Source organism: Paenibacillus tundrae (assembly GCF_036884255.1).
In the GTDB taxonomy this organism is placed as follows: Bacteria; Bacillota; Bacilli; order Paenibacillales; family Paenibacillaceae; genus Paenibacillus.
In genome coordinates, this window is record NZ_CP145605.1 from 6,360,153 (window position 1) to 6,373,724 (window position 13,572).

Below are 13,572 nucleotides of genomic sequence, written 5' to 3' on the forward strand. Positions count from 1 at the left end.
GAAAATAAGACCCGATCTATAATAGATCGAATCTCCCCTATCAGATTAGCGTATACCCACCATCGACAAATAGTGTACTGCCTGTCGTGAACGTGTTAGTCATCAGATAGGTAACGGTATGCGCAATTTCATCATTCCGTCCTACACGCTGGAGTAATGCGAGCTTCTCATAGTCCTTGAAGTGATCTCCTCGCGGGGTGCCTTCTTGCCCTTCCCGCCAGATCGTTCCCGGAGAAACGACGTTTACCCGTACCGGCGCAAGCTCAACAGCAAGTGCTTTCCCCAAACTCTCGATGGCTCCATTACAAGCGGCATAAGAGGCGCCCCCTTCCAAAGGCCGCTGACTGAATCCACCAGACATTAACGTTATTGATCCAGAAGAAGACAAATGTGAAGCAGCGTATTTAGCGGCAAAATACTGAGGCCAGAACTTTCCCTTAAAACAACTTTCAGCCGTCTCCCGATCTGAACTCAGTGACCCACGGGTATATACAGCTCCGGGAGTGAAGAGATGGTCGAACTCGCCCACCTGTTTGAAAAATAACTTCAGTTGCTCCTCATCCTGATTGTCCAACACATAACCTTCGACAGTCCGATTGCCGGACGCACTAGCCGCACCCGCAATCTGCTCCTTTGCTTCTTCCAGTCTGGAGGCTGATCTTCCGGCAATAACGACATGCGCCCCTGCCTCCGCTGCCTTCAGCGCTGTTGCAAGCCCAATGCCCGAGCTTCCCCCAATAATAACGACACGTTGGTTTTGCAATGTATATTGAATCATTCCTCATCTACCCCTTCACATCATTTTTGCTGGTATGCACCAATGATTGTCCATTATTCATGAAATGAAGGATGTTGAATAGTACGCAATTCAATCATACTAAGTACGAAATTTCATACCATGGATCGAACATCGTCAGCTCATCTGGTGTGAACTAAAAACCGATCCTTGGGAACATGTACTATCCTTGGACAGGTTTATTGCATCTCAAATGCAGAAATCAAGTATGATAGAATAACATATATATATAAGTCGAGGTGAATACTATGGATTTACAAGAGCCACGTTTACAAGGGGTAATGACCACACTGGAGACCATTAATGGGAAATGGAAACCGCTCATCTTGTTTATTTTGCTGAAGGAAGGCACTAAACGTTTCGGTGAACTACGACGGATGATTCCCGACGTTACCCAGGGGACATTAACCAAACAGCTGCGGGAGCTAGAACAAGATCAGATTATTGTTCGCACGCTCTATGGTGATGTTCCTCCTAAGGTAGAGTACAGCCTATCCGAACACGGACAGACCATAGGGACTCTTCTGGATGGCATGTGTGGTTGGGGAAAGTCACATCTTGATTATTTGCGTGCAAACAGAGACACGAAGGTCATGGAGTCCTTTATAAACGAACAGTGATTAGAAGAACAGGATGAGCCGTGATATATCTCCTTTCCAAACCCTCTCGCTTGTGTAAGCCCTATCCATCGTCTATAATTTCGTTCAGTTGCACAATTATAAATAGGGCTGAATAGACATTAGAGGCCATACATAATGCACTGATGGATTACCTGATGAAGGAGGAACGGATATGTTACAGCTTTCGGAGAAGCAGGCACAGGATATCGTCGATAAAATGATGCAGGACATCCCGTACAACATCAATATTATGAATGAACAAGGAATTATTATTGGTAGTGGACAGCGTGAACGTGTAGGTTCAATTCATCAGGGAGCTGTTCGAGCATTAACTACAAGAACCATGGTTGAAGTGTGGCAAGATGGCAGGTTAGAGAAAATGGGTACGAACGAACCTATTATCATCGCCAATGAGCTGTTGGGTGTAATCGGCATATCAGGACATCCGGATGAAGTCCGTCCATTCAGTAACATCGTGCGCACTACCGTATCCCTTCTTATTGAACAACGTAATCAACTGGAGAACCTAGCTCATGAGGCTTCACGCAAAAAGGCCTTTTTGGAACGACTCCTTAATCATTCTGGCTCTTATTCACAGAAAATGCGGAAAGAAGCGCTGCAATATCATATTGATCTGCAATTACCAACAATTCTTATATATATTCAATTCCAAGGGGAGGCCTCTCCGTTTAACTCGGAATCCTATAGAACATTGCTGCCTCACTCTTGGTTCACACTTGAGGATGCAGGGGATGCGCAGTTGGTGCTTATTCAGAATGAATCAGAGGTGGATGTGTTCATTCAGCAATTTCAGCAGGATCAACCTCAAGCCCTCATCTCCATTAGTAGGCGAGAAGCCAACATCGCACGCTGTTATGAGCAGGCAAAATCCGCCATGGACATCCTAATGGCACTTCGCCCCGCCTCCCCACTAACACGGTACGATGATGTGCAGTTTCTAGTACGCTTTAGTGCTGCCAACTTAACCAATAACTCCAACATTGTCAGTAAGCTGGAGGACACTGCCGATCTACTTGAAACGCTACGTAGCTTTATCCATCATAGTGGTAGCATGACAACGACAGCGGACGACCTTAACATCCATCGCAACACGCTACAATATCGGCTCAAACGCATACAGTCTATTACGGGTAAAGACCCACGTAACTGGCTCGAACTTATTGAGCTTACTCACGGGTTACTCGCATTTTATCGATAATTTGAGACAACCAAAAGACGGATGCAAAATGCCCCATCATGCAGGCTTCGAATTCCCATCCGTCTCTTCTGATCTTTATTCTGTTATTATCCCATTCTAGGACGGTAGAAGACCAAGCTTCAACACCCGTGCAATGTTCTCCATGGTACGCTCCACATTCGCTGAGCCTTCCTCCAAGAGTTTATTCAGATCCGCTGCTCCTGGCACAATGCCAAACACGGCATCAATTCCCTCTGTGTATAGCGTCTCGATCCCTTCACCTACATAACCTGCGACAGCAATAACTGGTTTTCCGGATTCTTTGGCTGCTTGAGCCACGCCGTAAGGCGTTTTGCCAAACTTCGTTTGAAAGTCAATGCCGCCTTCGCCTGTAAATACGATATCTGCATGAACTAGTTTTTCACGCAAACCTGTGTATTCAATCACGATCTCAATACCTTTGCGTAATGTAGCTTGCGTGAAAATTAGTAGCCCTGCTCCCAACCCCCCTGCTGCACCCGCACCTGGTACATCTCGAATATCCTTCTGCAGTTGTTGTTTCACTACATCTGCATAATGAGACAGGTTTGCATCCAATAGCTGCACCATTTCCGGCGTAGCACCTTTCTGTGGGCCAAATACCCGTGAGGCGCCGTGTTCACCACAGAGTGGATTCGTCACATCGCAGGCAACGATGAACTCCACTTCCTGGAGACGTGGATCTAAGCCAGACACGTCAATATGTGCTAATCGGTTAAGTGAACCGCCACCACGTTCAAGCGAATTACCCTGGACATCCAGAAATTTGGCACCAAGCGCCTCGGCCATACCCGTCCCCCCATCGTTAGTGGCACTGCCGCCAATCCCGATAATAACTTTACGAATGCCTTGATCGAGACATTTCCGAATCAGTTCTCCTGTTCCGTACGTCGTTGTGCGAAGTGGATCACGTGTCTCTGAGGTTACAAGATGAATCCCGCTCGCGGATGCCATCTCAATCGCTGCTGTTGTTCCATCTCCAAGAATGCCATACTGTGCCATGACGTTCTGTCCCAATGGGCCTTGTACCTCTTGATAATGAATAGCGCCACCAGAAGCATCCACAAGCGATTGCACCGTCCCTTCACCCCCGTCAGCCATGGGTACATGGATATACCGTGCTGTTGGGTAAATTTTGCGCAATCCGTTTTCCATCGCAACACAGACTTCTTTGGCTGTCATGCTTTCCTTGAATGAGTCCGGTGCCAGTACAAATGTATTTTCTCTCTTTTCTCCCATTACTCTCACCCCATCCATATGATTAAAGCGTGTTTGGTAAACAATCTCTTAAAGGATAAATCCATATAGTAACGTAGCCACAATCGCCATCGTGCCACCAACTATCGCTTCGTAAGGTATGACACCCATCCGCTGTCGAATTGTCATCTTCATACTGTCAGCAGACACATGAAAATAGTTACCCTGAGGCAGGGAATCGATGACCGTTGCTCCCGTGTGAACCATCACAGCCGCAGCGAGTGGAGCTGTCCCCATGTTCAAAATTGCATCTCCGAATGAACCCGTTGCGAGAATAACACCTGTCGAGGTTGATGCTGTTGCCGCTGCCATCAGAATACCTGCGATTGGTGCCAGGAATGTACCGGATATACCTGATGCTTCTATTAGACTCACAACTTGACCCGATAGATCCGATGCGGAGATAAGTCCTGCAATCCCCCCGGCACCCACCAGAATGAGTACTGTAGCCGTCATTTTGTTAAGTCCCGAAGTTGTATACTTCACAATGCTTTTGCTCTGTCCCATAGCCAGCATACCGATGATTCCCGCAATCGGGAGAATATACATTGCGTCAACTTTGAACGTAGACAGTGCCGCAATGCCAGTAATTGAACCGATCGGATTGATCATGAGCAAAATAATCGCTACCAACGGTGCCACAATCGCTTTCTTCAGTGGTGGATATTGAGAAGTATCCACCTCTCCTTGCTCTGCTTCCTGGTCAGAAACCATTACACCTTTGCCTTTGAGCATCGAAGCTACGATAACGGTTACAATTAATCCGCAGATGGCTGGAATCACTCCAGCCAACATCACGTTGCTCAGATCCAGCTCGAACCCTCGTGCAGCCGCAATCGTATTCGGGTTCGGAGAGATGATATTCCCCGCTTTACCACCGCCGGATAAGGCCAGTAGCAGCGCAAGCTTGGAGATGCCCATTTTATTACCTACAGATAGCGCAATCGGCGCTACGATTAGAACAGCAACAGGAATAAATACGCCAACCGCAGTAATGATCATCGTTGCCAGAGCCAAGGCGAGAATGGCTTTACTCCCACCAAACTTACGTACAATAGCCTGCGCTATGGTCTCGGCTGCGCCTGACTCCATCATGACTCCTGCAAGCACACCTGCAGCTAGTACACGTAGGACGGTGCCCATGACACTTTGTGTACCATTGACGAGTATATTTACGGTCTGCTCTAAATTCGCTCCGCCAATTAAAGCGCCTACAATTGCTCCCAAAAATAAAGAATAGACTGGATTCAGTTTCTTCAGAATCAGTATGATCGCTATAGCAAGTCCTGCCAGTGCGCCGATCCAGCTAATTGTTAAAGGTTCCATTGTCCATTGCCCCCCATGCACTTGTTGAACACGCTTTCATTATAGATGCTGGAGTAGCAAAGATATATTGATGAACAGACGAAATTCATTGTTCATTTGCACAATGCATATGTTGGATAACGGATAACAGATCTCCCGATTCAAACTACAGAATACGCCATGTTACACAAACAGCCTGTTAGCCAGAAATCCATGGCAGCAGGCTATTTCATCTCATATTATTTTCCCACGTCCTGATCGTTGTTTCCCGGTCTGTACTCACTCAACTTCCCCTCATATACAAGCGCTAGTCGTTCACTTTGGCGAAAATCATCCGGGGTCACCAAGGCAGGCAGCTTGTTCCACAGCTTGATTCCGGATCGCTGTAATATTTCTGCTACAAACTGTGAACAAAAGTAGGAGTTGCTAAACTCGACAGGCTCCTTCAGCGTAATGCCAATGACGCCAAGCAGGTTGTACATATATTTCTGGCGGCTACGAATGAAGATATGTAGCACACGTTTCATTTTTTCAACTTCACGTTCTGTCACCTGAAGCTCGTAAATCACACATGTCGTGTTCGGATACTTGCTGTATGTACCTGTCTGGATATCTTCCTTCACAAACCCACCGTTCAGTGGATTACTTGGATGTTTACGACCGAAGCTGTATAGCTCGGATAATTCCCGGTTAAACGAGATCGAGGCATGATTATAGGGTGCTTTGGTGTAACTCTGAATGACTTTGGTAAACAAGGTTCCTGTATTCGTGAGCAGGATATAGATGGAGCGTTGATCGGTCATAACAAAATTTCCCCTTATCAAGTGGTCACTATTCCTTCATAATAACATAGGTACCCTTTTATGGAATCTTATTTTAGATAAGCAGGTGATCCTTCGGTGAGCAGTTCACTATTCACACTAACCTTAATATTCATTGCATTACTCGTCATACATATCGTGTACAAAATCATCGCCAAGCTACAGCCGGACAAAGACTATTCGGGCATCGGCAACAAAATCAAAACCTGGTGGGGCATGCTCGTTATCTTCTGCCTTGCTACACTCTTTAACCCTATCGTTTCCCTGCTCTCCCTTATGGTGCTTGCATTCTTCGCACTCAAGGAGTACTTCTCAATGATCCGCAGTACACGCAAAGCAGACCGCAGGTTGTTCCTATGGGCATATCTAGCGGTTCCCGCTCAGTTCTACTGGATCTATATTGGATGGTATGGGATGTTCATCATTTTCATTCCGTTGTATGTATTCTTAGTGCTGCCTCTCCCACGCTTAATTAATAAAGGAACGGTAGGCTTCCTGCGCAGCGTGAGTTCCACGCAGTGGGGACTAATGCTCATGGTGTTCGGACTCAGTCACCTTGCTTACTTCCCCTTCGCTACACCTGAATATGGGTCGAAGCTGGTATTGTTCTTAGTAGTACTAACTCAGCTTAATGATGTCATCCATTATGTGGTCTCTCTCTATCTCGGCAAACGAAAAGTGGTGCCTACGGCTAATCCGTTTTTGACATGGGAAGGATTTGCTTGTTCCTTGGTCATCACAACAGTAGCCTCTTACTTCATCCATCCGTACCTTACGCCGTTTGATGCAGGATTCGCCCTGTTCATCGGGGTGCTGATCAGCCTCGCAGGTTTCTTTGGCAGTCTGACCGTATCCGTATTGAAGCGGGATCTGCTGATTGGGGACGACAACAAGTTTGATGAACTCAAAAAAAGTTACCTAAGCAGGGTCGACAGCCTTACCTACACATCACCCGTCATGTTCCATGTTGTGCGCTATTTCTTCGATTTTATGTAGCAATCTTATATTCTAGATTCTAGATTTAAGGCTCTATTTAATCCAAAAACAAATCACACCTCCAAGCTAATCAAACCTTCTGAACATAGGTTGATGAATTTGGAGGTGCTGCATTTCTAGCATATTACATTCGTTTAGGCTCATGCCATTTCAAGCGGGCGAGTCCAGAAATACTGTCTATTTCTTCAGCTTAACTTCCTGCTCGGCCAGAACCTCTTGTCCAGCTTCATTCGTATAAACCAACGTTACTTTACCACGTTCACCCTTCATTTCATCCGTATATTTGAATTCCATGAGCTGACCATTATCCTTGATGTAGAAACCTTCCTTTTTGCCGTCTGCTTGATTCTCGTCTGCTTCATGCTGAGTTGCTTCTTGTACTGAATTAATGATTGTGATCTGATTGGACGTCCACCGCAGTTCAGATAACGCGTAACCTTCTGGCACATCTTTTACTGAGTAGCGGAAGCTCTTTGCTTCTGTAAGCTTGTCCGATTGATCGATGTCGATCACAATTCCATCTCCAGCATCTGCTGAGGATTCAGATTGCGCAGAATACGATCCATTATCCTGCTTCGCATCCGCATTAGGAATAGAATCAGGCCCTGCTTCGGCTATAGGCTCCTTCGACTGCGGATAAGCATGCTCCTGTACGGATTCATTATTATTACGAGCACCGCATGCACTCGTTAGCACCATAATGCATATTAACGCAAATATCCAACGTGTCGATCTCATCCATGTTATCTTCATCATTGAATCCCTCCTGTCGTCGATAAGTACGTGTTCAAAAAAGTATTCATTTATTGAACCACCTCAATAACTAATACACGTTATCCTTCCTCATGAAGCTCCATATTATGTAATCCCTATTCGTGGACATAAAAAAAGCCTAAATATCATTTAAGATATTTAGGCTCGTATTAGTTGCATTATCTTCGGCGTAGCAGACATTGAGGCGGCTACACACATGGGCTATTCACAACGCCATATGTTTTACTTGTCATCATATTGAGGCAATATTAAGACCTGCCCCGCTTGAATAGAGTTAGAAGATAGCTTATTTATTTTTTTCAAAACTTCTACGAATACCCGCGTATCCATTTGTTGCGGCTTATACTCTACGGAAAGATTCCATAGTGTATCCCCTTGGGAAACAATGACCTTTTTCCCCGAAAGCAGGTCTTCCTCTCCGCCTGCAAATGCAGTCAACATCGTACTACAACCAATAATCACAATAAGAGAGATGATGGCAATTTTCAATAACAACGGTCGTGCCTTAAGTTGAAGCATTTTTTTTCTAAGCTCGCCCGTACTCCATTGGACCGATGCTGGACTCACCGGTTTATAAATGCTCTGATACGTAGAATGTCTCATCAATTCGTCAACCTCCGAACCTGGCTCCTATTCCTATATGTAACGAGCGCATGATGATCCCCCCTGGACCTTCAAACAACAATCGCGCAATTTGTCTATCTCCGATGTCTTCAGTCATCACGCCTACAAATGCGTAACCCGTTTATTATTTTGCACTTGTTCAAGGGTCAGTACTCCCTCTCACCTATATGTGTAAGTAGGTATCATAGACCTATACTAATCCCTGTAGGTAGGTACATTATACCACTCCATTCTAAACAAATTCTGAACAACATCGGCAGATTTCTATATAAATATGCATAAATCTATCATTTACGCATTATTTCGACGGAAATAGCTAAAAAAAAATAAAAAATTCATGCCTGATTTTCGGCGATAATGTAGGTAAGATTTTTTTATACTAGGAGCATGTAGTTCGATGATCCATTCTCATAAACGTAAGGACGTGTGCCCATGATTGCTGATGATCTGAAAGAACAATATTATCAAGCCCTTCTTGCCAAAGACTCAGAGTATGAAGGACTGTTCTATGTTGGAGTCAAAACAACAGGTGTATTCTGCCGCCCAACTTGTCCAGCTCGAAAGCCAAAATTCGAAAACTGCGAGTTCTATGAGACCGCTCAGCAGGCCTTACTCGCTTCATTCCGACCTTGCCAGCGCTGTCGTCCGCTATCCCATCCCAATCACGTATCAGACGTTGTACGCCTTCTAGTTGAGGCTGTTGAGAATAATCCGGAGAAACGTTGGAAAGAGCAGGATTTCAAAGACCTATCTATTGATGAATCAACGGCGAGGCGTCAGTTCAAAAAGCGCTTTGGCATGACTTTTGTGGAGTATGCTCGTGCTCGCCGTATGGGACTTGCACTTAAAAATATCCGTTCAGGTCATACCGTCATTGATAGCCAGTTATCTACAGGGTACGAATCCAGTAGCGGCTTCCGGGATGCGTTCTCACGCATTATGGGTGCTGCCCCAACCCATGTAAATGATGGCCAAGTGCTCAAAGCGTCCTGGATTGACACCCGTCTTGGCCCCATGATGGCTGTAGCTGATGAGAAGCAACTATATTTGCTTGAATTTATTGATCGCCGTGGGCTTGAACGCGAGGTAGAACGCCTACGGATTCGAACCAAGTCAGCGATTGTACCTGGCATGACTCCGCCCATTCAATCCATTGAGCAAGAACTTGAACAATATTTCGACGGAACACTGACAACGTTCGACACACCGTTGTTCTATTTAGGAACACCATTTCAAAAGAAGGTATGGGAGCAATTATCTTTGATTCCAGCAGGGGAGACACGCTCATATCAAGAGATTGCAATCGCTCTGGGTAAACCGACGGCTTGCCGCGCTGTAGCTCAAGCCAATGGGGCGAATCAACTGGCGATCGTCATTCCCTGTCATCGAGTTATTAATACAAGTGGTGAACTTGGCGGATACGGCGGGGGAATCACTCGCAAAAACTGGCTGCTCCAACACGAGAAACAGAGGTCGTTACAGTAAATTCAGCAGCGCATTTCGTATATAAAGGAGTAAACCAAGATGAACGCCAACAAGCGCACAATCAGAGATAAAGCTGAGCAATTTCATCAATACCACGAGAAGGGGAACCCACTTGTACTGGTGAATGTATGGGATGCTGGAAGTGCACAGACCATTCAATCTACAGGAGCCGTAGCTATTGCTACCGGCAGCTGGTCTGTTGCCGCAGCCCACGGTGAGCAGGATGGAGAAGCTCTGCCGTTCCAGCTGGTACTTGCTAACCTCGCACGCATTACAAAAAGCGTAGATTTGCCCGTAACCATCGATATAGAGGGAGGGTATGGCAGGTCTGCGTCAGAAGTGAAGCAGAATGTAGCGCAAATCATGGATCATGGTGCAGTAGGCATTAATATCGAGGATCAGCTTCCTACTGGCGAAGGTCTGTACACGGTCACAGAGCAATGTTTGAGGTTATCTGCCGCTCGAGAAGCTGCAGAGCAGGCAGGCATTCCTCTTTTTATCAATGCACGCACAGATTTATTTCTAAAGCAGGCTCCAGAGCAGCATAATGAAGCGTTACTGAATGAAGCCATCAGACGATCCCACGCATATGCGGAAGCAGGGGCTAGCGGTCTATTCGTTCCAGGATTACAGCAGTCACAATGGATTATGGAACTGTGTGAACAATCACCGCTTCCCGTCAACGTGATGGTCACTTCCCCGGAGCCTTCACCCAGACAACTGGCTGCACTAGGTGTAGCACGAATCAGCTATGGGCCGTATCCTTATCTGCAAGTGATGGAACACCTGAAAGCGCTCGGGCAACGTATTATAATGGGGTCATAAGGATCATAATGAAAAGGATTGCTCGTAATGCTGGCATTCTCCTCATGAGCAGAAGATGTTTACAACCTTCACCTGTGGTATAATCCCTCTACCTAACAAGTAACAGGAGGCATATATGCTTAACGTTGAACAAAAGCTTGAAATTCTAGAATCGTATCCTCAGCTACAGCGCAAAAATGTTTCGCTGGGGCGTGTAAATTTCCACTACGAGGACAGCGCCTATGAGAAGAAGATTGTAGCACTTCATATTCACCCGAACGGTAATGGTTATATCTATGCAGGGCTGCTGCCAAACTACGAGACGGATGCCAAAGGGTTCGTCAATATTCGTGATTACTCCGAAGCGGATCTGCGCACATTACTGGATGCAACAATCCAAGCGATGTCTTATAATCCAGAAGCAGTTGAAGTGGTTGAGAGAGCCCCAGCTTCAAAAGAATCTGCTCCAGTTACACTCTCGTCAGGCGGCGGAGTCTGGATCAATGAAGAAGGACAAACGCTCACGTTAAAATATGATAATGACATGTGGTGTGTGTATGCCGGTCATGATTTAGAGATGGCTTATGAATCACGCAGTGAAGCTGGCGAATACCTTCATGAGGAAGGATTCAAACCGCAAGCTCAGGCTTAAATTAAAATAAAACAAATGTACTCAAACAAACACGAGGGAGCATATGCTCCCTCGTGTTTTTCTGATCACTATGGATTTCTACGTTTTTATTTCACTATTGCCTACTTTTTGGGTTCGTTGCGTGGGAAACGTCTTTCCCTTCAGGTCTTTCACCAGCTTATCATTAGTCTTTGCTACCTTTTCGTACAAGGGGCACATGTTTCATCATAGGGTAAGTGGATAGTAGCAGACAACCACCGATTGCACCTAAGAGAGTGAATAGCAGGACACTGTTCGTTTCCACAATCCAACGAATCAGTCCACTTAGATCAGACAGGGTAATATATAACGTGAGTCCAAGCGCAATGGTGAAGAATACGATGAAGAAGTTTCGGAAGCCCAAACGTATCCAACTAACCGTAATGAACGCAGAAATACCCAGTATGAAGAATCCCAGCATGAGATCGACCCAATAATAGGAGTACCATTCGTACGCACTCGTATACAACTGACCTGGCTGATACAATGTCACACCCAGTATTCCGCTCGCATGGAGTAAATGCATCAGAACATAAATCACGTTCAGGACAGTAATCCCTCCAATAACCATGCCTGCTGAGTTCAGATAGAACGACTTCATAAACTGAGTTCTTGTGCTGCCTAGCCCAATGGCGACAGGAAATATAGCAACCATCCCTGAAACAGCAAATCCGCATATCCCCCCATACATAGGGCCAAAGGCCGCTGCTGGGAAACTCACATCAAATATAAGTCCTACTGCGACATAAGCTAGAACCAGCAACGAAGTTATTAACGTAAACAATTTAAGAAACCAACGCATATCATCCAGAATCAGTCGATGTGTTCCACGAATTGCATTCATCCTCTCACCCTCTCCGACTTCCGTGTAATGTTTATGAGATAATCTTGTAGTGTAGCTTTCTCAATGGAAAGACGATGATCACGAGCAATTTCCTTCCACTCGGCAGAGTAAGGGGCATCGATCATCACTTTCAACGTTGAGCCAAGTTCAGAAGATTCTAACACTTTAGCATGTTGTACCACCTCACGAACATCTTGAATTGACCCTGTTAGAAGAATTCCCTGTTCGCGTACTTCCTCCATCTGTTGGTGCATGAGGATCTCCCCATCATGAAGTACAATAAGGGACTCACACAATGGCTGAATCTCTTCAATATGGTGGCTGGACACGAGAATTAATCGCGGGTGATCTTCATAGCTGTCCAATAATGCGCGGTAAAAATACTTGCGTTTCTCCGCATCCAATCCGTTCGTCGGTTCATCCAATATGGTAACATCGGCATTACTAGCGAGTCCCAATATCATCTGTGCCGCAGAATTCATACCTTTGGAAAAGGTGGCAATTTTCTTTTTAGTAGGTAGTTCAAACATCTCAATAAGCCGTTCCGCCAAATCCTGATCCCAACTAGAGTGAAAGTACTGTCCGAATCGAACCAGATCCCGCACGGTCCAACTTTTGCCGAGTGGATGCGATTCTTGGATATAACATAGCTGATCCTGCACCTTTAGGTTGTTGTATGGGTTCTGCCCCATTACACGAATTGTGCCGCTTGCAGGACGATTATGACCCGCAATCAAACTCATTAGTGTTGTTTTACCAGCACCATTCCTTCCCCATAACCCGCTGATGACAGGCTCCGTTTCATGTAAATTCAGATTTTTGAGTACGGTGGTCTGTTGATAGCTGTAGCTAACCTGTTCTAATTGGATCATGACTCATCCTCCTTATCTTGCTTGCCCTTAATCAAGTCAATAATCATATCATCATTCATATGAATTCTCCGTGCTTCCTCCAGCAGTGGTCTAATATACTCTTCGTAAAAATGTTCCTTTCGTTCCATTAGCAACATATCTCGCGCTCCCTTCGCTACGAACATGCCTACTCCCCGCTGTTTGTAAATAATGCCTTTGTCCACTAGCGATTGTAGTCCCTTTCGCGCTGTGGCTGGGTTGATATTGTAAAACCGTGAAAGTTCATTGGTGGACGGAACCTGCTCTTCCACCCGTAGTCGACCCTCTACAATATCATCCATAATCATCATCGCAATCTGATGGAAAATAGGCTGTGATTCATCCAAAGTCGATTTCATGCAGATCCAACTTTCGTTATTTAATGATAGTAGTCTGTGTCTGATGTGTTAGTTAGTCATTCAGTTGGTTGGTTAGTTAATTGGTTAGTT

The 13,572-nt window shown here is 45.5% G+C and carries 15 protein-coding genes; 6 read left to right on the forward strand and 9 right to left on the reverse strand.

Features of this window, described 5'->3' with window-relative positions:
• Positions 1-40: 40 nt before the first annotated feature.
• A complete protein-coding gene (locus V6W81_RS28410) occupies positions 41-778 on the reverse strand; it encodes an SDR family oxidoreductase (protein WP_338541104.1) in 738 nt (245 codons plus the stop codon).
• 266 nt (positions 779-1,044) lie between these two features.
• On the opposite strand from V6W81_RS28410, the gene V6W81_RS28415 reads away from it, so the two are divergent.
• Positions 1,045-1,416, forward strand: a complete 372-nt coding sequence (locus V6W81_RS28415) for a winged helix-turn-helix transcriptional regulator (protein ID WP_145044919.1) — start codon at positions 1,045-1,047, stop codon at positions 1,414-1,416.
• 172 nt (positions 1,417-1,588) lie between these two features.
• Positions 1,589-2,635 (forward strand): CdaR family transcriptional regulator, encoded by a 1,047-nt coding sequence (locus V6W81_RS28420; protein ID WP_338541105.1) that lies wholly within the window; start codon positions 1,589-1,591, stop codon positions 2,633-2,635.
• Between the two features lie 96 nt (positions 2,636-2,731).
• Here V6W81_RS28420 and V6W81_RS28425 read toward each other — a convergent pair whose 3' ends face one another.
• The 3 genes from V6W81_RS28425 to V6W81_RS28435 form a co-directional block, all read right to left on the reverse strand.
• Complete coding sequence (locus tag V6W81_RS28425; RefSeq protein WP_338541106.1) at positions 2,732-3,892, reverse strand: glycerate kinase; 1,161 nt, start codon at positions 3,890-3,892, stop codon at positions 2,732-2,734.
• A 48-nt stretch (positions 3,893-3,940) separates the two neighbouring features.
• The gene (locus V6W81_RS28430) at positions 3,941-5,236 is read right to left on the reverse strand and encodes a GntP family permease (protein WP_338541107.1); all 1,296 of its coding nucleotides are present in this window, start codon (positions 5,234-5,236) and stop codon (positions 3,941-3,943) included.
• A gap of 218 nt (positions 5,237-5,454) precedes the next feature.
• Complete coding sequence (locus tag V6W81_RS28435; RefSeq protein ID WP_338541108.1) at positions 5,455-6,018, reverse strand: hypothetical protein; 564 nt, start codon at positions 6,016-6,018, stop codon at positions 5,455-5,457.
• Positions 6,019-6,114: 96 nt separating this feature from the next.
• Between V6W81_RS28435 and V6W81_RS28440 the strand changes: the two genes are divergently transcribed.
• Positions 6,115-7,032 carry a phosphatidate cytidylyltransferase gene (locus V6W81_RS28440; protein WP_338541109.1) on the forward strand — a complete coding sequence of 306 codons (918 nt, stop codon included), beginning with the start codon at positions 6,115-6,117 and terminating at the stop codon, positions 7,030-7,032.
• A 177-nt stretch (positions 7,033-7,209) separates the two neighbouring features.
• On the opposite strand, the gene V6W81_RS28445 is transcribed toward V6W81_RS28440, so the two are convergent.
• Together V6W81_RS28445 and yneA are read right to left on the reverse strand one after the other, a co-directional pair.
• Positions 7,210-7,788, reverse strand: a complete 579-nt coding sequence (locus tag V6W81_RS28445; RefSeq protein ID WP_338541110.1) for a hypothetical protein — start codon at positions 7,786-7,788, stop codon at positions 7,210-7,212.
• A gap of 240 nt (positions 7,789-8,028) precedes the next feature.
• Positions 8,029-8,409, reverse strand: coding sequence for a cell division suppressor protein YneA (gene yneA / locus V6W81_RS28450; RefSeq protein WP_338541111.1), 381 nt, complete (start codon positions 8,407-8,409; stop codon positions 8,029-8,031).
• Positions 8,410-8,862: 453 nt separating this feature from the next.
• Here yneA and V6W81_RS28455 point away from each other — a divergent pair, with 453 nt between their 5' ends.
• From V6W81_RS28455 to V6W81_RS28465, 3 genes are all read left to right on the forward strand, one after another.
• Positions 8,863-9,915 carry a bifunctional transcriptional activator/DNA repair enzyme AdaA gene (locus V6W81_RS28455; RefSeq protein ID WP_056703152.1) on the forward strand — a complete coding sequence of 351 codons (1,053 nt, stop codon included), beginning with the start codon at positions 8,863-8,865 and terminating at the stop codon, positions 9,913-9,915.
• A 39-nt stretch (positions 9,916-9,954) separates the two neighbouring features.
• The gene (locus V6W81_RS28460) at positions 9,955-10,740 is read left to right on the forward strand and encodes an isocitrate lyase/PEP mutase family protein (protein WP_338541112.1); all 786 of its coding nucleotides are present in this window, start codon (positions 9,955-9,957) and stop codon (positions 10,738-10,740) included.
• A 115-nt stretch (positions 10,741-10,855) separates the two neighbouring features.
• Positions 10,856-11,371 carry a hypothetical protein gene (locus V6W81_RS28465; protein ID WP_338541113.1) on the forward strand — a complete coding sequence of 172 codons (516 nt, stop codon included), beginning with the start codon at positions 10,856-10,858 and terminating at the stop codon, positions 11,369-11,371.
• A 163-nt stretch (positions 11,372-11,534) separates the two neighbouring features.
• Here the strand turns inward: V6W81_RS28465 and V6W81_RS28470 are convergent, their stop codons facing one another.
• The 3 genes from V6W81_RS28470 to V6W81_RS28480 are packed head-to-tail and all read right to left on the reverse strand — an operon-like array spanning position 11,535 to position 13,482.
• Positions 11,535-12,233 carry a hypothetical protein gene (locus V6W81_RS28470; protein WP_338541114.1) on the reverse strand — a complete coding sequence of 233 codons (699 nt, stop codon included), beginning with the start codon at positions 12,231-12,233 and terminating at the stop codon, positions 11,535-11,537.
• Complete coding sequence (locus V6W81_RS28475; protein WP_338541115.1) at positions 12,230-13,105, reverse strand: ABC transporter ATP-binding protein; 876 nt, start codon at positions 13,103-13,105, stop codon at positions 12,230-12,232. The genes V6W81_RS28470 and V6W81_RS28475 overlap by 4 nt, the downstream gene beginning before the upstream one ends.
• Positions 13,102-13,482, reverse strand: a complete 381-nt coding sequence (locus V6W81_RS28480; RefSeq protein WP_338541116.1) for a GntR family transcriptional regulator — start codon at positions 13,480-13,482, stop codon at positions 13,102-13,104. The genes V6W81_RS28475 and V6W81_RS28480 overlap by 4 nt, the downstream gene beginning before the upstream one ends.
• Positions 13,483-13,572: the final 90 nt, after the last annotated feature.